Source organism: Draconibacterium sp. (genome assembly GCF_041583095.1).
Lineage (GTDB): Bacteria > Bacteroidota > Bacteroidia > Bacteroidales > Prolixibacteraceae > Draconibacterium.
In genome coordinates this window covers 1-21,059 of the sequence record NZ_JBFHGM010000063.1, presented here as the reverse complement: position 1 = coordinate 21,059, position 21,059 = coordinate 1, and the positions used below count along the sequence as shown (strand labels likewise).

At 39.7% G+C, this 21,059-nt stretch carries 18 protein-coding genes; 13 read left to right on the top strand and 5 right to left on the bottom strand.

What is annotated here, in order from left to right; genetic code table 11:
• The first annotated feature begins 434 nt into the window (after window positions 1–434).
• Window positions 435–3,146 carry a pyruvate, phosphate dikinase gene (gene ppdK / locus ABZB17_RS08275; RefSeq protein WP_372649314.1) on the top strand — a complete coding sequence of 904 codons (2,712 nt, stop codon included), beginning with the start codon at window positions 435–437 and terminating at the stop codon, window positions 3,144–3,146.
• A 376-nt stretch (window positions 3,147–3,522) separates the two neighbouring features.
• On the opposite strand, the gene ABZB17_RS08270 is transcribed toward ppdK, so the two are convergent.
• From ABZB17_RS08270 to ABZB17_RS08255, 4 genes are all read right to left on the bottom strand, one after another.
• A complete protein-coding gene (locus ABZB17_RS08270) occupies window positions 3,523–4,182 on the bottom strand; it encodes a response regulator (RefSeq protein ID WP_372649313.1) in 660 nt (219 codons plus the stop codon).
• Window positions 4,175–4,966: a sensor histidine kinase gene (locus tag ABZB17_RS08265; RefSeq protein ID WP_372649312.1), complete on the bottom strand. Its 792-nt coding sequence runs from the start codon at window positions 4,964–4,966 to the stop codon at window positions 4,175–4,177. The genes ABZB17_RS08270 and ABZB17_RS08265 overlap by 8 nt, the downstream gene beginning before the upstream one ends.
• Window positions 4,967–5,729: 763 nt before the next feature.
• Complete coding sequence (locus ABZB17_RS08260; RefSeq protein WP_372649310.1) at window positions 5,730–6,389, bottom strand: hypothetical protein; 660 nt, start codon at window positions 6,387–6,389, stop codon at window positions 5,730–5,732.
• A gap of 200 nt (window positions 6,390–6,589) precedes the next feature.
• A complete protein-coding gene (locus ABZB17_RS08255; protein ID WP_372649308.1) occupies window positions 6,590–7,732 on the bottom strand; it encodes a hypothetical protein in 1,143 nt (380 codons plus the stop codon).
• A 206-nt stretch (window positions 7,733–7,938) separates the two neighbouring features.
• On the opposite strand from ABZB17_RS08255, the gene ruvX reads away from it, so the two are divergent.
• From ruvX to ABZB17_RS08230, 5 genes are all read left to right on the top strand, one after another.
• The gene (gene ruvX, locus ABZB17_RS08250; protein ID WP_372649306.1) at window positions 7,939–8,364 is read left to right on the top strand and encodes a Holliday junction resolvase RuvX; all 426 of its coding nucleotides are present in this window, start codon (window positions 7,939–7,941) and stop codon (window positions 8,362–8,364) included.
• A gap of 53 nt (window positions 8,365–8,417) precedes the next feature.
• Window positions 8,418–8,972 carry a peptide deformylase gene (gene def, locus ABZB17_RS08245; RefSeq protein ID WP_303923559.1) on the top strand — a complete coding sequence of 185 codons (555 nt, stop codon included), beginning with the start codon at window positions 8,418–8,420 and terminating at the stop codon, window positions 8,970–8,972.
• A gap of 83 nt (window positions 8,973–9,055) precedes the next feature.
• Window positions 9,056–11,038, top strand: a complete 1,983-nt coding sequence (locus ABZB17_RS08240; RefSeq protein WP_372649304.1) for a ComEC/Rec2 family competence protein — start codon at window positions 9,056–9,058, stop codon at window positions 11,036–11,038.
• A 288-nt stretch (window positions 11,039–11,326) separates the two neighbouring features.
• On the top strand, window positions 11,327–12,661 hold the full coding sequence (trkA, locus tag ABZB17_RS08235; RefSeq protein WP_045032258.1) for a Trk system potassium transporter TrkA: 1,335 nt from the start codon (window positions 11,327–11,329) through the stop codon (window positions 12,659–12,661).
• 17 nt (window positions 12,662–12,678) lie between these two features.
• The gene (locus ABZB17_RS08230) at window positions 12,679–14,124 is read left to right on the top strand and encodes a TrkH family potassium uptake protein (RefSeq protein WP_372649302.1); all 1,446 of its coding nucleotides are present in this window, start codon (window positions 12,679–12,681) and stop codon (window positions 14,122–14,124) included.
• A gap of 5 nt (window positions 14,125–14,129) precedes the next feature.
• Here ABZB17_RS08230 and ABZB17_RS08225 read toward each other — a convergent pair whose 3' ends face one another.
• Window positions 14,130–14,744 (bottom strand): L-threonylcarbamoyladenylate synthase, encoded by a 615-nt coding sequence (locus tag ABZB17_RS08225; RefSeq protein WP_045032254.1) that lies wholly within the window; start codon window positions 14,742–14,744, stop codon window positions 14,130–14,132.
• Between the two features lie 118 nt (window positions 14,745–14,862).
• Here ABZB17_RS08225 and mnmD point away from each other — a divergent pair, with 118 nt between their 5' ends.
• From mnmD to ABZB17_RS08190, 7 genes are all read left to right on the top strand, one after another.
• Complete coding sequence (gene mnmD, locus ABZB17_RS08220) at window positions 14,863–15,528, top strand: tRNA (5-methylaminomethyl-2-thiouridine)(34)-methyltransferase MnmD (protein ID WP_372649300.1); 666 nt, start codon at window positions 14,863–14,865, stop codon at window positions 15,526–15,528.
• 362 nt (window positions 15,529–15,890) lie between these two features.
• Complete coding sequence (locus ABZB17_RS08215) at window positions 15,891–16,406, top strand: hypothetical protein (protein WP_157493746.1); 516 nt, start codon at window positions 15,891–15,893, stop codon at window positions 16,404–16,406.
• 104 nt (window positions 16,407–16,510) lie between these two features.
• Window positions 16,511–17,413 carry a tRNA (adenosine(37)-N6)-dimethylallyltransferase MiaA gene (miaA, locus tag ABZB17_RS08210; RefSeq protein ID WP_372649298.1) on the top strand — a complete coding sequence of 301 codons (903 nt, stop codon included), beginning with the start codon at window positions 16,511–16,513 and terminating at the stop codon, window positions 17,411–17,413.
• Between the two features lies 1 nt (window position 17,414).
• Window positions 17,415–17,867 carry an NUDIX domain-containing protein gene (locus tag ABZB17_RS08205; protein WP_372649296.1) on the top strand — a complete coding sequence of 151 codons (453 nt, stop codon included), beginning with the start codon at window positions 17,415–17,417 and terminating at the stop codon, window positions 17,865–17,867.
• Between the two features lie 111 nt (window positions 17,868–17,978).
• Window positions 17,979–18,464, top strand: coding sequence for a D-glycero-beta-D-manno-heptose 1,7-bisphosphate 7-phosphatase (gene gmhB / locus ABZB17_RS08200; protein WP_372649295.1), 486 nt, complete (start codon window positions 17,979–17,981; stop codon window positions 18,462–18,464).
• Window positions 18,465–18,482: 18 nt separating this feature from the next.
• Window positions 18,483–20,699 carry a bifunctional (p)ppGpp synthetase/guanosine-3',5'-bis(diphosphate) 3'-pyrophosphohydrolase gene (locus tag ABZB17_RS08195; RefSeq protein WP_372649294.1) on the top strand — a complete coding sequence of 739 codons (2,217 nt, stop codon included), beginning with the start codon at window positions 18,483–18,485 and terminating at the stop codon, window positions 20,697–20,699.
• 65 nt (window positions 20,700–20,764) lie between these two features.
• Window positions 20,765–21,059: Fur family transcriptional regulator (locus ABZB17_RS08190; RefSeq protein ID WP_372649293.1), on the top strand; the 295-nt coding region annotated here is incomplete at its 3' end.

The window sequence follows — 21,059 nt, the reverse complement described above, 5'->3', positions numbered from 1 at the left end:
TTTCCTAACCTAACCAAATCTATTCTCTATGAAAAAACACTTAAACTATTCAAATTCTATGTTACAAAAATACGGCGCATTTTAGTTAACGCGTATCAACGGAAGTTAAAGAATGTTAACAGTTTATTTTCAAGAAATACACTCGCCGCCTGAGGTGTAAACAAAACAGAATTTCAACCGTTCGAAATAACAAACATCAAAACAGAATGAAAAAAACATTAGCACTAAAAAGCCGTATTTATCCGAACAATTTGCTATTAAAGCAAATCAGACATATACAAATAGTACAATGCCTGAATACATTATGTTACATGCCTATAAAACAGGCTTTAAAGCAGTTCAAAAACTTTCTAAAGTGGAAAAATAAAGTTACTTTAGCGTCCATTTCAATTTTAAATCTAATTCTATATTATTATAACTAAAATTTCAATTTTATGACAAAACATGTATATACTTTCGGAGCCGGAAAGGCAGAAGGTAAAGCAGACATGAAAAACCTTCTTGGAGGTAAAGGTGCCAACCTTGCAGAGATGAACCTTATTGGCGTTCCGGTTCCCGCAGGATTTACTATTACTACAGATGTTTGTACAGCATATAACAAACTAGGAAAAGATGCGGTTATTGATATGCTAAAAGCTGAAGTTGAAAAAGCTATTGCTGATACAGAAGTGGCAATGAATGCGAAGTTTGGCTCAAAAGGCGAAGCTTTTCCACTGATGCTTTCAGTTCGTTCGGGCGCACGGGTTTCAATGCCTGGAATGATGAATACCGTACTTAACCTTGGTATGAACGATGATGCGGTTAAAATTTTGGCCGAAAAATCGGGTAACGAGCAATTTGCTTACGACTCGTACCGTCGTTTTATTCAAATGTATGGCGATGTGGTAATGGGTGTTGAAGCAGAAGAAGGCGAGCACGACCCATTCGAAGAGGTACTTGATAGAGTAAAAGACGAAAAAGGCTATAAAACAGATGCTGAAATTCCGGCTGAAGATTATAAAGTTATTGTTGAAGAGTTTAAAGCAATTGTAAAAGAAAAAGCAGGAATAGAGTTCCCAACAAATCCTTGGGATCAGCTTTGGGGTGCAGTTTGTGCTGTATTCGATTCGTGGAATACACCTCGCGCAATTCTTTACCGCCAAAAAGAACAAATTCCTGAAGAATGGGGAACAGCGGTTAACGTTCAGGCCATGGTTTATGGTAACATGGGCGATACTTCGGGTACCGGTGTATGTTTCTCGCGTGATGCCGCTACCGGCGAAAACCTGTTTAATGGCGAATACCTGATTAATGCCCAGGGAGAAGATGTAGTTGCCGGAGTTCGTACTCCTCAGGAAATTACCTTGATTGGCTCGCGTCGTTGGGCAGAACGTAACGGAACTTCAGAAGAAAAGAGGAAAGCAACTTTCCCTTCGCTTGAAGAAGCAATGCCGGAAGTCTATGCACAACTGAACGATATCCAGCAAAAACTGGAAAATCATTATAAAGATATGCAGGATATGGAGTTCACTATCCAGGATGGTAAACTTTGGATGTTGCAAACCCGGAACGGGAAGCGTACTGGTGCTGCCATGGTAAAAATGGCTGTTGACATGCTTGAAGAAGGTATGATTGACGAAAAAACAGCATTACTGCGTCAGGAACCTAACAAACTGGACGAACTACTTCACCCAGTTTTCGATAAAGAAGCAATTGCAAATGCAACTGTATTGAGTAAAGGTTTACCAGCATCTCCGGGTGCGGCTACCGGCATGTGTGCTTTCTCGGCCAAACGCGCTGAAGAATTGGCAGCTGAGGGTAAAAAAGTAATTTTGGTTCGACGCGAAACTTCTCCTGAAGACCTTGCAGGGATGTATGCTGCTGAAGGAATTTTGACAGAACGTGGAGGAATGACTTCGCACGCTGCAGTTGTTGCACGTGGTATGGGTAAATGTTGTGTTTCATCAGCTGCCGGAATTACTGTTACCATGACTTCAATGAAAATTGGCAATAAAGAATATAAAGAAGGAGATTTTATTTCATTGAACGGCTCAACCGGCGAAGTATACGATGGTGAAGTGGCCACAATTACTCCATCGTTAGATGGCGACTTTGGTAAAGTAATGCAATGGGCCGAAAACAATACAAGAATGTATGTACGCACCAATGCCGATTCTCCTGCAGATGCTGAAATAGCTCGCGAGTTTGGAGCTAAAGGTATTGGTCTTTGCCGTACCGAGCACATGTTCTTCGAAGGCGACCGTATCTGGAAAATGCGTGAAATGATTCTGGCTGAAAATGTGGAAGGACGTAAAGCTGCTTTGGCAAAATTGCTTCCTATTCAGCGCGAAGACTTCTACGGAATTTTGAAAGCTATGGACGGATTTGGTGTAACTATCCGCTTGTTGGATCCACCATTACACGAGTTCACTCCGAATGATTTGGAGTCTCAAAAAGAAATGGCCGAGAAATTAGGCGTTCCTGTTGAGGTTGTAAAAGAAAAAGTTGAAAGTCTGCACGAGTTTAACCCAATGTTGGGTCACCGTGGATGTCGTTTAGGAAATACTTATCCTGAGATTACAGAAATGCAGGCTCGCGCAATTATCGAAGCTGCTTGCGATCTGAAAAAAGAAGGATTCGATCCTAAACCTGAAATTATGGTTCCACTTATTGGTACTGTAAAGGAATTGAAACTTCAGGAAGAAATTATCCGTTCGGTTGCTAAAGAAGTAATGACTGAAAAAGGAGTTGAAGTGGATTATATGTTGGGTACTATGATTGAGATTCCACGTGCTGCATTAACTGCAAATGAAGTTGCAGAAGTTGCTGAATTCTTCTCATTCGGTACAAACGACCTTACACAGATGACTTTTGGATACTCTCGTGATGATGCTGCAAAATTCTTGCCTGTTTACCTTGAAAAAGGCATTCTGAAGCAAGACCCATTTGAAGCACTTGACCAAACAGGTGTTGGACAACTGGTAGAAATCGCTGCCGAAAGAGGACGTTCAGTACGTAGCAACCTGAAATTAGGAATTTGTGGTGAGCATGGTGGTGAGCCATCATCGGTTGAGTTTTGCCACGGAGCCGGATTGGATTACGTAAGTTGTTCTCCTTTCCGTGTGCCAATTGCACGCGTTGCTGCTGCTCAGGCTAATTTAAAGTAGAAAATACTTAAGCAAGATAATTAAGAGCTGCTCTTCGGAGTGGCTCTTTTTTTTTGATCTTTTATCAAAAACCAAGTAGAATTACCTGGTTAAAATCGAGTAATTCTACGCTATTTTTTTTGCTATTTCTTACCGAACTTTGCTTCAACTATTAAAGGATCCATCAATGGAAATAAGGCGTAAAATAAATTCACATTCGTTAGACACATTCACATCACTATCGCTGAACTGTATTTCCTCCCCTCTGTATAGTTATTTTTTATCCTCTAGCTTTCAACACATTTTACTTCAACATACACTGTCCCATTTCCCTGAGTCACTGTGATAAAAAATAAGATGATGGAATCCGAAAAGGAGCGCAGATTTTGTGCTCCTTTTATATTTTATAGAGGCTATTTTTAATGGCAAATATTACAAGACCTGCAATATTTTTTGTATTTGTTTTTTCCAGCAGATTGTACTTGTGTCCTTCTATAGTACGTGCGCTCAGGCCCAGTTTTTCACCAATTTCGGTGGCCGTTAGTTCTTCACAAATCAGCTTCAGTACCTGACTCTCGCGCTTTGTAAGTTTTAACTGTGATCCCGTATCTGTAGAAGCATTCTTCTTAAGGCCTTGTAAAACTGCTCCCGATAAACTTCCCGAAAAGTAAAAATCGTTTTTTATTACTTTTTTTATGGCCAACTCCAACTCATCAGGCTCGGCATTTTTTAACAGATAACCGTTTACCCCTTCGCTAACCAGGTGAGCCACCAGTTGAGGAGCTTCCTCCATACTGAGTATTAAAATCCGAATATCGCGGAAGTCTTTTCGCAGATGTTTGGTTACCTCAACGCCATCCATTTCGGGCATATTAATATCGAGCAATACCAGGTCTGGTTTTTTATCCAGCTCCCCGATCAACCCCAACAATTCAACACCGTTACCGGCCTCGTAGATATTCTCAACAATGTCAAAATCTTCTAACAGGCCAACCATACCTTTTCTAAAAAGTTTATGGTCGTCGGTAACTACAATATCTATTTTTTGCTCACTCATTAGCCTGCAAAATTATAATTGCCCGGGTTCCTTTTCCCGGCGATGATTTCATTTTAAATTTTGCATTTGCCATCTCCGAACGGCTTTCAAGGTTTCGCAAACCAAGTCCTGTTTGCATTTTTTCTTCCAGAAGAAATCCCTTTCCGTCGTCGCCTACCACAACTGCAACAAGCTGTTTTGCAAATCGAATATTTATTGAAATTCGTGATGCCTCGGCGTGTTTAATGGCATTATTTACCAGCTCCTGCACAATACGAAAAACGGCCAGTTCCTGTTTACTGTTAAAACGAAATTGCTCTCCGCTTTTCCAACACTCAATAATCAACTGATCTGATTTATTTACCCAGCTTGCCAGCTCTTCAAGTGCAAAATACAATCCCAGCTTTTCCAACGACGGCGGTAATAATGACCTTGAAATGCGTCGTACCTGGAGAATTACATCGTCGAGATAGGTTTTGGTCTCGGTTGCCAACTCTTTTGCTTTCCCCTCTTCTGTCTTTTTTTCTATCCTCCCCACAGTAAGTTTCACCACCGAAAGCATGGCACCAACCTCGTCGTGCAAATCGCGTGCAATACGTTTGCGTTCGTTCTCCTGCGATTGAATGGTGTTTTTTATAATTTCTTCCTGCTGATTTTGAACGACACGATTCAATTCCAACTGTTTCAGCAACAATCGCTTTTGGTAGGCTATAAAGAAAAAAAACAGGCCCCCTGCCAATAGCAGCATCCCAATGGTACCAATTAAATACACCAATAATATTTCGGAATTCCCTGTCGCTTCCACATTTCACATTTTAGACAATGCTAAAATAATTAACAAAATCGAACTTTCTGTAAAATTTGAACAATAATCTAAAATAACAAAACAACAACAACAACAGGGGCTATACAATTCTCCCTGAGGTTTTTATCATCTTTCCTCCGGCTTTACTGAAGCCAATAGTTACAAGCACATAGAACAGTGTCAGGATCACAGAGAAAGAGACGACAGTTATTTTTGAAAACTCACGCGAATATTCTAAAATAAGATTAAACAAAACGGTAAAAAATAAGTTGCCGGAATAATAGATGAGTAATGCACCGTTGATCCAAATCAATGGTTCATCCCACAACGACATGATTTTTGCTTCAACCATCACTCTGTAAAAGTACCAGATGCATAGAACAATCACGACAAAAGTTGCGATGGTACGCGTAAAATTTGGGTATTCGTATATACTTTGAATAAATACGAGGTTAATAAGATTGAAGAGCTCGAATATTGAAATTAATACAATTGAAAACCGAGTTAGTGTTTTCTTGTAGATCAGACTTGAATAAAATAATACCAGTATTGGGAAAGTAACAATTTGGTACAAATGAATAAACGGCATTGTATTATCCAGACCGAAACGCCTAAGAATAAAGGTTACAAGTTCGTTTACTGTACCATAAAGAACATAAAGATAAAACAGCTTCAGAGAAGTGTCGAATCTTTTAAAACAGAATAACCCTGTAATAAAGGGTAACAATATTGAAATCCAAAGAAAATCTGTCAAGCCGGAAGTTTATGAGTTGTATATGCTTCGTTCGTCGCAAAACGGTGGACATAATTGTGCTTCGTCGTAATATTCTAGTTCATCTGCTGATTCTACCGTCTGCTCCGTTGCAGAAATTGCAAAAGATGCAGAGCTCAACATTATATTCATTGTTTTCGAAACACCAAACTCTAACACAATTTCTTCATGATTTTGAGCATTAAAAAGCTCATGCAATTCGAATTTAGTTAGCAGATAGGCATTGGGATAAATATACTGACGAAATGCTGCGCCGTCTGCGTCTGGCTCAATTTCTCCATATCTCCATTTGCGATACAAACGGATACTCTCGATTACTTCCTCCGTATTATCAGAGAAGTCTTCATTGTTCTTGTTCAGTTTATAAACTGGTATTTCATAGTCGGCATAAACATCACCACTCCCTAAAAGAAAAGATGAAACAGCATAAGCACACAGCACATATTTGTTACCATCTTTCTTGTTTTCTAACCCCAGGTAAACGCGCACACGGTTCTCATTTTCTCCTATAAGTGATTTATAGGTTTGTTTTTGAAGAATTATTGGTGTAATTTTTAGATTGAAGGTCTTATCCGCTTCTTCGTTAAAATTCTTTTTCCAGTTTTTTGCTTTTTCTGCCGGAAGTTGATCTCGTTTTAATTTTTTTTCCATTTTTTATTGCATTTGGACTACTAAAAATAGACAAAATGTTTGACATAAAAACAGGGTCAATAACATATTCTTAAAATAACATCACAATACGAATAAAAAAAGAAAAACTGCCCGCCAAAATTTTAGTTGACGGGCAGTGCTGTAAGAAACAGTATAAATCTAAGGTCTAGCCTGCTTCGAAATGCCAACTCAAATACCTGTTAATAAGGCTCATAATAATTTTCATCTACATATCCCGGGCTGTAATAATCGTCGTTATAGGCATAGTACCTGTCGGGATAGTGAACCAGGCTAAATCCTAAAGCTGTTGATTCAAAGAACAAATTCCCAATCCTGAAATACAGGTAGCCATTTATATGAACTTGCTCGTAGCCATATGGTAAACGTTCGAATGAAAATCCAAATGGTACATTTACTAATACATAACCAATACCTCTATGATAACGGAAAAAGTGTCCGTCGTAACAATAGTAGCGATTATGGTTGTGAACAAATACGGTTGGACGATAAACAAACTTGCGAATTACGTGCCCGTAGTGACTGTTGTAGTAATAATACTTGTGGTAACGGTATGAGTATGGATTGTACCCTCCGTAATAGTCGCGCCAGCTGTGGTGGTTCCAATGATAGTGTTCCCAACGATTGTCCCAATGCCTGTTTTTATGGTAATTGTAATTTGAATAATACTTTCTGTCGCTATAATTATAGTTCATTGCTTTCGGACGGTTTCTGCTACTCCACTGGGTGCTGCTACCACGGTAACTTTTAGTAGGCGTAAAGCGCTTGTCATTGCGGTCTACATTATAGTACCTGCGTGTATCAGTAACTGAACTTCGGCTCGATCCTCTTCCGTTTGTAACTGACGGATTTGATTTTTTCGAATCGGTGTAAACCCTCGATGGCTGCCTCGCTGCCTCGCTGCCTCTTGACTCGTCGGTTCTTTGTGGTTCACTTTTCCGGTAAACATTATCTGAAGTTCTTGTTGTACTCTTTTGCGTTTTATAGCTATTGTTAGAACTACTTTTTCGCTGAACATCGCTATTTGCCGAACGAGAATCATTGTACTTATTGTTGCTTGAACGAACATTTGCACTGTTTCGGCTGCTTGTTGTTCTACTTGACGACCGAACGCCTCGATCCGATGTTGCCGGAGTTGATTGCCGATAAGTTTTTGAGGCACTTTTGGTTTTTACCTCGCTTTTGCTACTCCTTTTCGGAGCTTCCCTTTTTTCTGTACCTCTTTCTCCTCCCCTGCGCTGGGCCTGGGCCGGAACTGTTGTTATTATTGTAATTGCCGCCAGAGTAATTATCGTGGCAAACAATTTAAATGTTGTTGCTTTCATGACAATAGACTTTAAAATTCAATTATTTGTTTGCGATGCTCTGTTGGCGCCAAAATAAAAATCGATATCTGTCTTTGTAAATGCAAAGCGTGTGCCAAAAACTTCACTACCGCGCACACCAAAAGTTACACCTACTAGAGAACAGGCATTTATGAACTTTTTTTTCTAAGCAATTCTCTCTACTTTTGCGCCTATTTAATTAAAGTATGGCCCGGATATTAGCAATAGATTACGGAAAAAAGAGAACAGGATTGGCAGTAACCGATCCGGGGCAAATAATTGCCAGCCGTTTAACAACAGTTTCAACGCATACCATTTGGGATTTTCTGAAAGATTATTTCCAAAAAGAAGAGGTAGAAACCGTGGTTGTGGGATATCCCAAACAAATGAACAACCAGGCCTCGGAGTCTGTTAGATTTATCAATCCGTTTTTGAAAAAGTTTCAGCAGAAATATCCGGAGATGAATCTGGAGATTTACGACGAGCGTTTTACGTCGAAAATGGCGTTTCAAACCATGATTGACAGTGGGCTAAAAAAACAAAAACGAAAAGACAAAGCATTGGTTGATGCCATTAGCGCAACTATTATTTTACAAGATTATTTAGAACAGAAACGCAACTTATTACGTTAAAACCAGCTTTTCAAAAGGTTTAAAAAGTTGCTATCGATATAAAAATAGAAAGAATGAAATACCCGGTAACAGTATACGGAGACCCTTTATTACGAAAGAAAGCAGAAGCTATTGAGAAAGATCATCCAAAGTTGGATGAGATAATTGAAAACATGTGGGAAACCATGTACTACTCTGATGGCGTTGGTTTGGCCGCACCACAGGTTGGATTATCTATTCGCCTGTTTGTAATCGATGCATCATCGGGTGCCGACGAAGAGCCGGAATTGGAAGGTTTTAAAAAGGTTTTTATTAATCCCGAGATTATTGAAACCAAAGGCGATGAGTGGACAATGAATGAAGGCTGTTTGAGTTTGCCGGAAATCAGGGAGGATGTAAGTCGCCACGACGAGGTAACCATTAAATACCTTGATGAAAATTTTGTGGAACACACTGAAACCTACAAAGGATTTGCGGGCCGTGTAATCCAACACGAATATGACCATTTGGAGGGCATTTTATTTGTCGATTATCTATCGCCATTGCGCAAACGTTTATTAAAAGGAAAACTTATTGCTATCTCAAAAGGCAAAGTTCGTCCGCACTACCGAATAAAAGTTCCGAAATAATGTAACCATTTTTCAAAACCTACGTTTAAGCGTTAATCCGTCAAACGTAGGTTTTGGAAAACACATTTAAAAACATACCCTTCTTGCGAATTGCAGTCGCCTTTGCCACTGGAATTTTCCTTTCTTCAATATTTACAGGCTCCACCACAGCGCTGATTTATGTGGCTATTGTTTTTTGCGGAGTTTTAATTCTCATCCATAAACACTACAATTATAATCTTTCTCCACTTTTTGGAGGAATAACTTTTATTCTACTCGTTTTATTCGGTGCCATCACTTTCAAACAATACAACCGGCTACCACCTCCCGAAACAAACGGATTAATGGCAGCCACTGTGCTCGAAACCCCGCAGGAAAAAACCAATTCCTACAAAAGTGTGCTACTTATTCATTCGGTAAAAACAGAAGATACATTGATTGGCACACGAGAAAAAGTGCTGGTTTATTTTGAAAAAAATGACGACATCAAACAATTAAAGCCGGGTAGTCAGATTATCTTTGAACAGACACCCGAATCAATTGAAAACCGTGGCAATCCTTACGAATTTGACTACAAAAGCTACCTCGAAAAGAAACACATTTTCCGACAGGTTTATTTAAAATCCGGGAATTGGAAATTAACAGGCTACGTAAACAACACGCCACTTTTATGGGCCGAAACGATTCGCGATAAACTGCTAAAAATATATCACGAGCAGGAAATCGGAACAAAAGAAACAGAAATTCTTTCAGCGCTCACGCTAGGCTACAAACGCGACCTCGACCGCGAAACAAAACGTGTATTTTCTTCGGCCGGAGCCATGCATGTACTGGCCGTTTCAGGCTTACACGTAGGCATCGTTTTCTTTGCTTTTTCATTCTGCTTTGGATTTTTACAAAAACAAAGATTTGGCCGTTTTCTATACGTGATGCTTTCCATTAGTTTGTTGTGGTGTTTTGCTTTTATCACCGGCTTGTCGCCATCTGTTTTACGTGCCTGCACCATGTTTAGCCTGATAATAATTGCCGGAAACATCAACCGTAGGGCAAATATTTACAACACGCTTGCGGCTTCGGCCTTTTTGCTTTTGTTGGTAAATCCCAATAATCTTTTCGAGGTTGGATTTCAACTCTCGTACATGGCTGTTTTTGGAATTGTTTATCTGCAACCCCGAATTGCCGGACTTTGGACGGTAAAAAACAAGGCGGGATTGTTTTTCTGGAATTTGATAAGCGTTTCAATTGCAGCACAAGTAGCAACTTTCCCACTTTCGGCCTACTATTTCAATCAATTCCCCACCTATTTTTTACTAAGTAATATTGTTGTAATTCCGGCCGCCATGCTGCTTATCCCCCTCGGAATGGGATTGTTGGCCTTTTCAAAAATACCACAGTTGGCTTCTTCTATCGCTTTTGCCGTTAAGTGGATTATTAAAATTGTATATTTTTTACTCTTTTCCATCGAATCATTTCCGCATTCAACACCCGATGTTGTGCTTCATACGCCCGAATTGCTTTTCGTTTTGGCCCTCCTTTTTTCCATTTTTTTATTTTTGAACTCGCGGCGGGCTTTCTATATAAAATCAGCGCTTTCGTTTGCAGTTTTGTTAGCTGGATTCATTCTGTTTTCTGGCTACAAACAAATCGACCAACACGAAATAATTGTTTTCAACGCACAAGAATCAGTGACTTGTTTTATTACCGGGAATAGAATGTATGCAATTTCGGCAGATACACTTTCGCCTGACGATTACATCTATAGTTCCGTGCAAGATATAAAACGACTGAAACGATTAACGAAACTTGTTTTCCTGACTTCTGATTCAACATTCAATGATAATTTCCTGTTCCTTGATAAAGGGCTGGCTGTTTTCGAAGGAAAAACAGTTCTTTTAAACCCTGCTCACATACCACAAACAAACACCATCTCTCCTAACTTAATCATTAATTTATCAGGCAATTACATTTCGCAATCCGTTTCAGAAGATTGTTGTTTAATAACGTACTATCCCTCCCGGAAAAAGGTTACTTCCGGCGTAAAACAACACATTCTCTCCGAACAAGGGGCCTTTATGTCAAGTTGGTAATCGCACAACGCATTTAAAATACCGTGCTCGTGAACCTTTGTTCGGGTAAAAATTATTTTGGTAAATTCATACAAATTACACGGTGCATTTTGTAATTTAGAATGTTAATTTAATGTTGGAAGCGGAAAATTATAAAGCGTTTTCCGTTGAGTTTAAAAACAGAATGCATTATTTTGCTTCATTAAATAATACAGACAGATGAAACGAGCAGGTAGAAATTTTGCTTACCTAATAAAAGTTGCAGGCGAGTTCCATCGAATACTTTTGAGAATTAACAATTATAATTAGATGAAAGTTGTTATAGCGGGTGCCGGCGAAGTGGGAACACATTTGGCGAGAATGTTAACCAATGAAAACCACGACATTACCTTACTGGATGATTCTCCTGAAAAACTTGCGAATATTAGTAGTGAGGTAGACCTGATGACAATTGCCGGTTCTGCTCATTCATTTCAGGATTTAAAAAGTACAGACCTGGCAAAATCCGATCTGTTTATAGCAGTTACTCCTTTTGAGGAACGAAACGTTTTAGCCTGTTCAATGGCGTCGTACCTTGGCGTTAGCCGCACAATTGCTCGAATAAACAACTCGGAGTACCTTCAGGAAAGATATCGATCGAAACTTAACAACCTGGGAATAAACGAATTGATTTACCCCGAAAGTCTGGCAGCAAAAGAAATTGTTGCCTCGGTAAAACAAACGGCAACACGTCAGTTAATCGAGTTTTCAGGCGGAAAACTGATTATGATGGGAATTAAAGTGCGCGAAAATGCACCGGTTCTGAATAAAACATTTGAAGAATTATCACAGGAAAATCAGCATTTATTGGTAGTGGCAATTAACCGCGACAATGAAACGATTATCCCGAATGGTAATGATTTTATAAAAAATGGAGACATCGTATTTTTTGTCACCACACCAGCCGAGCAAAACAATGTATATGAGTTAACCGGCAAAACACTCTTCGAAGTTAAAAACATTATGTTTTTGGGAGGTAGCCGAATTGCCCAAAAAGCCATTGAAAAACTGGGCGAAAATTACCGAATTAAAGTAATTGAAGGCGACCGCAAAAAATGCGAAAAAATTGCCGACAAGTACGAGAATGTACTCGTAATTAACGGCGATGGACGAAACCTGAATTTGTTACGCGAAGAAGGAATTGAAAAAATGGATGCTTTTGTGGCAACCACCGGAAATTCGGAAACCAATATATTGGGCTGTCACCTGGCAAAAACATATGGTGTTCGACGTACAGTGGCCGAGGTGGAAAACCTGGCCTACATGAACCTTGCAGACAATATGGATATCGGTAGCATTTTTAATAAAAAGCTGATTGCTGCGGGTTACATTTACCGTTTTACACTTAATGCCGAAATTTCGAAAGTAAAATGTTTAACAGCATCCGACGCCGAAGTTTTTGAGTTTATTGCCAAGCCGGGAGCTAAAATCACACAAAAATCCATTAAAGATCTTGACTTCCCAGAAGAAGCAAAAATCGGAGGTGTGATTCGTGGCAACATGGGCTACATCGCCCACGGATATACCCAAATTCAGGAAGGTGATAAAGTAGTTGTATTCACCCTGCCTTCAGGAATTAAAAAGCTGGAGAAATTCTTTAAGTAAGCGCAAACTACCGGAACATGAATCTTAAAATCATATTCAGAGTACTTGGTTTTTTATTGTTTGTAGAGGGAATTGCCATGGGCATCGCTCTTCTGGTTGCTCTGATTTATGGAGAATCCGACATTAGTGCGTTCTTAATTTCAGGCGGAATAAACCTGGCCATTGGCGGACTGATTGTTGCAACCACTTCGAAGGCCAAAAAAGATATTGGCAAACGCGAAGGTTTTATCATCGTGTCGATGGTGTGGATTGTGTTCTCCTTTTTTGGGAGTTTACCTTATGTTATAAGCGGTTCCATTCCCAGTTTTACCGATGCGTTTTTCGAAACCATGTCGGGGTTTACCACAACTGGCTCATCAATTTTAAACGATATTGAGGCACTTCCCCATGGCATTTTATTCTGGCGAAGCATTACACAATGGCTTGGAGGAATGGGAATTATCGTTTTATCGCTGGCTATTTTGCCGGTATTCGGAATTGGTGGTATGCAGCTGTTTATGGCCGAAGTTCCGGGGCCAACTCCCGATAAAATAAGTCCGAGAATTAAACAAACGGCAAAAACACTTTGGGTAATTTACCTCACATTTACGGTTGCCGAAACGCTGTTGTTGTGGGCTGGGAAGATGCCCTTTTTCGATGCTATTTGTCATTCGTTTACCACCATGGCTACCGGAGGTTTTTCAACCAAACAGGCAAGTATTGCGCACTGGCCATCGCCATATATTCAGTATGTAATTATTGTTTTTATGTTTTTGGCCGGTACAAATTTCACCCTCTCCTATTTCGCCATCAAAGGAAAATTTTCGGTGGCTTTTAAAGACGAAGAGTTTAAATACTACAGTTTTTTTACGCTTGGATTTACGGCGCTTATATTTATAGGCCTGTTAATTTCTGCCGAAATCGGCATTGAAAAAGCATTCCGCGATTCACTGTTTCAGGTTATTACAATAATCACAACCACAGGTTACGCCACTGCCGATTACCTCACCTGGCCACCGGTTTTAACAATGCTCATTTTTGTGCTTTTCTTTTTTGGTGGTTCTGCCGGGTCAACGGGTGGAGGTATAAAGATTATGCGTATTGTTGTGCTGCTTAAAAACGGCTATTACGAACTTAAACGTTTGGTACATCCCAATGCTATTATTCCTGTTCGGTTTAATAAACACTCGGTTGATGCAAAAATCGTTACCAACGTGCTGGCATTTTTTATGATCTACTTTGTAATTTTTGCCATCAGCACCGTTATTTTCACACTAATTGAGCCGGATATGGAATCGTCGATGGGAGCTGTTGCTACCTGCTTGGGAAATATCGGCCCGGGATTAGGATCAGTAGGACCTGCAGAAAATTTCTACCATATTAAACCTATCGGGAAGTGGTTCTTATCATTTCTGATGTTGCTTGGCCGACTGGAGCTGTTTACCGTTTTGGTGCTCTTCTCTCCATCGTTCTGGAAAGAATAATCAAGTTAATATTCCAATTCGCCTTTTCCCTGACGCACCAAAATTGGTTCGTCTGATGTGCAGTCAATAATTGTTGATGGGATTAATTCGCCAAAACCACCGTCGATAACAATATCAGCCAGTTCTGCGAATTTTTCATGGATCAGTTCCGGATCTGTGGTGTATTCCAAAATCTCATCGTCGTCGTGCACCGACGATGAAAGGATTGGATTTCCAAGTTCACTTACGATCTCACGAATAATATTGTTATCGGGAATACGAATTCCAACCGTTTTCTTTTTCCCTTTAAAATACCGGGGCACATTGTTGTTGGCGTTGAGAATAAAAGTAAACGGGCCCGGCAAATTTTTACGGATGAGTTTAAAAATATTATTGGGAATTGGTTTGGTGTAATCCGACAAATGGCTGAAATCGCTGCAGATAAACGAAAAATTATTCTTTTCAACCTGAATACCTTTAAAACGCGCCACCTTTTCAACAGCTTTTTGGTTGGTAATGTCGCAGCCAAGGCCATAAACCGTGTCGGTTGGGTAAACAATAACGCCGCCTTCGCGCAAAACATCTACAACTTTTCTGACATCGCGGGGATTTGGATTTTCATTATACAAGCGCACCAACATAGTTTTTCCTATTTTTGGCCGGTAAAATTAGTTTTTTAAGTTATAAAAGGTGCTTTTTTGCAGCTTTTTAGCTTAATTCTGATTGAACAACATAGGATTTTTAGGAAATTCGCAGGCCATGCAAAGAAAAATTATAAGTACTGAAGACGGATCAAAAACACTGTTTATTCCTGAGATGGAAGAACAATACCACTCGGTAAACGGGGCATTAACCGAATCGGAATATGTGTATCTCGACAAAGGCTACCGGCACAATAAATCGACGGAGCCGGTAATTCTTGAAATTGGTTTTGGAACCGGACTGAACGCGTTATTAACTGCTATTGAAGCAGAAAAGAAAAAACGAAGAACCACTTATATTTCCCTAGAAAAATACCCGATTGAGGCAACAGAAATAGAGCAGCTCAACTATGGTAGTTTGATTTCGGAAGAAGCGGAAGAACTTTTTTCAGCGTTGCACAATAGTGAGTGGAATGTTAAAACAGAGATTTCACCGTATTTCCATTTGCTAAAACTAAAAACCGACCTCACCCAATTTTGTTTTGATACTATTCCAACGGTTGATGTAATCTACTTTGATGCATTTGGCCCCGCCAAACAACCCGAGATGTGGAACGAGGAAATTTTTAGAAAACTTTTCGCTATCAGCAACTCAAATGCAAACCTGGTTACCTATAGCGCCAAAGGCGAAATTCGCCGCCGAATGGAACGATCGGGTTATATTTCGGAGCGACTTCCCGGTCCTCCGGGTAAAAGACAAATGCTTCGGGCTACGCGGCCATAATGCAACAATGGGCAACAACCTACCGAAAAAACAAACACTAAACTCTATCAATCAACGACTTAAAACTCTCCTTGAAAGGCTATTCGATAAGCCGAACAACAAACACGATTGTTCGATTTTTCCTGACTTAAACTTTTTTAACATTTTTTAATTCCACAGATTCCATTTCTGTATTTTTAACAATTTTTCGTGGAAAAATGTCCCGAAAAAGGTTAAAAACCAACCTTTTGACATTTTGTTAAAAAATAACCGATCGCCGGAAAAACACCTTTTTGATAGATATTTTCAATTTTTTCTGCATTTGAATTCTTGGAATTTGTAAAAATTCCTGTAAAATTTGGACTTCATTCAACGTGAAATTTATGATTTATCAATTTCAAATTGTTTCACAAGAAGCCCAAAACTTCCGATTGGAAGTTGCTCTGGATGAGAAACATTCATTTTTCGATTTTCATAGTATTATACAGAAAAGTGTTGGTTTTGAGTCACACCAACTGGCATCTTTCTTCGTGTCCAATAAAAACTGGAGAAAGCTGGTTGAGATTTCAATGTTAGACTTAGGTATAAATGGTGCAGCATTTTACATTATGCAAAAAACAAAATTAGGCGACTTGCTGCAAGATAAAGGACAACAACTCATTTATACATTCGATTTTTTGAACGACAGGTCTTTTTTTATTGAACTAACTGGAATAATTATGGAAAAAAATCTTAATGAGCCATTAGTCGCTTTAAAACAAGGCGATTCCCCCGTTCAGGTTTTAGGAGAAGAAAAAATTGAACTTGAATCTGGTATAGGCCAGGAAGAAGAAGTTTATATGGATTTTGGAGAGCTTGATGATTACACTGAAATCTTTGGCGAAATGGACGATTTCTAATCACGAAAGACGACTGTTTAATCCATGTTTAAAAAAATTCCAAGGCTGTTCAATATTTTGAACAGTCTTTTTTTTGTCCTTAATTTGCCAAAAATCATGCATTCATGCCAAAAACGCTTGTTGTAATTACCGGCCCAACCGGAATTGGGAAAACCGAAGTGAGTATAAAAGTTGCCCAACATTTTAATGCTGAAATCGTTTCGGCCGATTCGCGGCAAATTTTCAGGGAACTCAACATTGGCACTGCAGTTCCGCCGAAAGAGGAGTTGGCAGCCGTACCCCATCATTTTATTCAAAGTCATTCGGTTGAAGAAAATTACAACGCTAGCCGCTACGAAACTGAGGCGCTGGAACTGATCGACAAGCTTTTTCAGCAGAAGGATGTTTTATTGCTGGTGGGCGGATCAATGTTATACATCGACGCTATTTGCAAAGGCATTGATATTATGCCCGATGCCGATCCTGAAGTTCGGGCAGCGTTAAAAAAGCAACTGGAAGAAGAAGGGTTGAAAGGCCTGCGTTTGCAGCTAAAAACACTCGATCCTGAATACTATAAAAAAGTCGATTTGAAAAATCCAAACCGTATTATTCACGCATTGGAAATTAGCATTCAAACCGGAAAACCCTATTCATCATTTCGCTCCGACACACCAAAAGAGCGCCCTTTCCAAATCATAAAAATTGCGCTGAACTGCGACCGGCAGGTGCTTCACAACCGTATTAATTTAAGGGTCGACAAAATGATGGAAGCCGGCCTGGAAAAAGAAGCCCGGAGCGTTTATCACAAAAAACACTTGAACTCGCTAAACACAGTAGGCTACCAGGAACTGTTCGCCTATTTTAACGGAGAAATTTCGCGCGATAAAGCCATTGAGCTGATCAAACGTAACTCGCGGCGTTATGCACGCAAACAAATTACCTGGTTTCGTCGCGACGAAGCTGTAAAATGGTTTGACCCAACCGATACCGCAGAAATAATCCATTGGATCAGCACACAAATCAAGTAACATGGGACAATTTATCATTCGTGTTTACGGACTGGTTATCAACGAAAAAAATGAAATTTTACTTTCTGATGAATTTGTATTAAACACCAAGATGACCAAGTTCCCGGGTGGCGGGCTGGAGTTTGGCGAAGGATTGATTGATGGCCTAAAACGAGAGTTTATAGAAGAATGTAACGGACAGGAAATAGAAAATATCAGGCATTTTTACACCACCGACTTTTACCAAAAAGCACTGTTCTTTGAGAACGCTCAACTAATCAGTATTTACTACCTGGCCGACCTGAAACAGCCATTAAAATTTAAGATATCAGAAAAAGCATTTGACTTTAAAATTGATAGCGGCACAACACAAAGCTTTCGCTGGGAACAAATAAAAGACCTGAAAGACAACGACATTACTTTCCCAATTGATAAATATGTTTTGAAGAAATTAAAAGCAACTTTTAATACTTAGGACGCTATAGTAGCTCAAACAACTTTCTGCAAAAACTGTTTTCTTATGGAACAGTAACAAGCCGGCAACAGCATATCATCGGCAAAAAAGCAGAACAAAAGTCTTTCGGAAATGATAGCTAACAATAAAAACAAGGCCCTTTTTCTCGACCGCGATGGAACGATTAACGTGGAAAAAAACTACGTGGCCCGCATTGAAGATTTTGAATTCATTCCGGGCATTTTCGAACTACTAAAAAGTTACCGCAATAAGGGTTATCTGTTATTCGTAATCACCAATCAATCAGGTATTGCGCGACAATATTATACCGAAAACGATTTTCTTCGTTTAAACAATTGGATGATCCGGCAGTTTCAGAAACATGGAATAGAAATAACAAAAGTTTATCATTGTCCTCATCATCCTGAAATAACAGGAAAATGTAAATGCAGAAAACCCGAACCGGGAATGATTTTGCAAGCCATTCATGAATTTAATATCGATCCAGTTAACTCTGTGTTGATAGGAGACAAAAAAAGAGATATTTTAGCAGGAGAAAAAGCAGGGATAGGAAAGAATTTATATATTCAAAACTTATTACAGACAGATTTAAGTTAAGGATCAGACAAAGGCAAAGTGCAACATTTTACAAAAGCAGAAATAAGGCATATTGAAGACCGCTACCAGGATTTTTTGAAGGTCATTAAAGACAAGTTTGATGAAGGGCGGTTGGCACGTATCGAGAAAGCATTTCGCTTCTCGAATGCGGCGCATCATGGCATAAAACGCAAATCGGGCGAACCGTTTATTATTCATCCCATTGCAGTTGCGCGTATTGTTGCGGTAGACTTGGGATTGGGTGCCACTTCGATTGTTGCGGCCCTTTTACACGATGTTGTGGAAGACACCGACTACCGTATGTCGGACATTGAAAATATGTTTGGAACACGGGTGTCAAGAATTGTCGACGGGCTGACCAAACTTTCGGGCGATTTTGATGCCAAACACGCGCTTACACTGAAAAAGATGTTAATGACCCTTTCGGACGATGTTAGGGTTATTTTAATAAAAATTGCCGATCGTTTGCACAATATGCGAACGCTGGATTCGATGCCGGCGCACAAAAAAATTAAGATTGCCGGCGAAACGCTTTTTCTTTATGTGCCACTGGCTCACCGACTGGGTTTACATGCCATAAAAAGCGACCTGGAAGATTTAAGCTTTAAGCATAAACATCCGGAAGAATACGAACAGATTCAGTACCTGCTGCACAACCAGGAAGATAAGCGGAACTACCTGGTAAACGAATTTACCAGCCCGATCATTGAAAAACTGAAGGAAGAAGGAATAGATTGTAAGGTAGAACACCGGCTAAAAACAAGTTACTCCATCTGGCAAAAAATGCAGAAAAAAGCGGTGGCTTTTAACGAGGTTTACGACATCCTGGCTATTCGCATCATTATCAACTCGAAAAAAGGGATATCGGAAAAAAGACAGTGTTTTGATGTCCTCTCGATAGTTACCGATATTTACAAGCCAAAACCCGACCGCATTCGCGACTGGATTACCATGCCAAAAGCAAATGGTTACGAATCGTTGCATGTTACCGTGATGGGACCACAAGGGCATTGGGTTGAAATTCAAATACGTACCGACAGAATGGACGATGTGGCCGAACACGGTTTTGCGGCACACTATCGTTACAAGGACATCCGCAACTTCGAAAACGAACTGGATCCATGGATTGAACGTATACGCGAACTGTTACAAAGTTCCGATTCTGATGCTTTTGAATTTCTCGATGATTTTAAACTCAACCTGTTCTCTTCCGAAATAAACGTTTTTACACCAAAAGGCGACATGTTTTCGTTGCCGCTTGGATCGACAGTAATCGATTTTGCCTACGAAATACACACTGAGCTGGGTAATAAATGTATCGGCGCCAAAATAAACACCAAACTGGTTCCTATCAGCCACATACTCGAGAACGGCGACCAGATTGAAATTTTAACCTCAGAAAACCAGTCACCAAAACTGGAGTGGCTGAAGTTTTCGGCATCGCCAAAAGCACGAGGTAAAATAAAAAATGTATTCCGTCTCGAAAAAAGCAAACATACTGAAAAAGGCAAGGAGATTATTGAAGAGCTTTTTAAAGAAATTAACGCTCCGTTTACATCGAACAACCTGAAAAAACTAACAGCGCATTTTAACCTGAACAACAAGGAACAGTTGTATTCTGAAGTTGGAATGGGCTTTCTGGAGCTGGATGATGTGAAAGACATTATCGGCAAAAAGTCGGAAAGCAAGCTGGTAAAATACTGGAACATTACATTTGGATCAGGCAACAAAAACAAGGAAGAGGAAACGCCTGAAAACCAAAAGATCGATAAGAAAAAGCCATTTCTGCTGCGCGAAAACCAGGACAATATCAAATTCTCGCTGGCTAAATGCTGTAATCCAATTCCCGGCGAATCCGTTGTGGGCTACCTTACAACCGACGATCACGTTATTATTCATAAGGTAAAATGCCGCGAACTGGAAAAATTTATTGCCAACCAGGGCGAAAAAATCATTCAGGCCGAATGGACAAAATTTAAACGCCAGTCGTACCTTACCCGGCTGCATTTACAAGGATTCGACCGTATGGGAATTGTTAACGAAGTAACAACGCTTATCTCGAAGGGACACAATATCAACATGCGTTCACTTAAATTCGATACGCACGATGGAATTTTTATGGGCGACCTGTTTTTATACATTCACAACACCAACGATTTAGACAACTTAATCAGCAAGCTAAAAACAATTAAAGGCATTGATAGCGTAAATAGGGTAGAAAACCTTGAGGATTAATTTATATTCATTCTAAAAGAATAAATTTTTTTTCTATTTTTGGCCTATTTAAAATTGGTTTAATTATGAATAACCACAAGACCAGAGAAACTGTGCGCAACATGTTTACCGAGTACCTTGAAAAGAACGGTCACCGGAAAACACCTGAAAGATTTGCAATTCTTGACGAAATCTATTGTCGTGAGGGGCATTTCGATATCGAGTCGTTATACATTTCGATGAAGAACAATAACTACCGGGTAAGCCGCGCAACGCTATACAATACCATCGATTTATTGCTTGATTGCAAGTTGGTTGTAAAACACCAGTTTGGCAAAAACATCGCGCAGTTCGAAAAGGCATTTGCAACACTTCAGCACG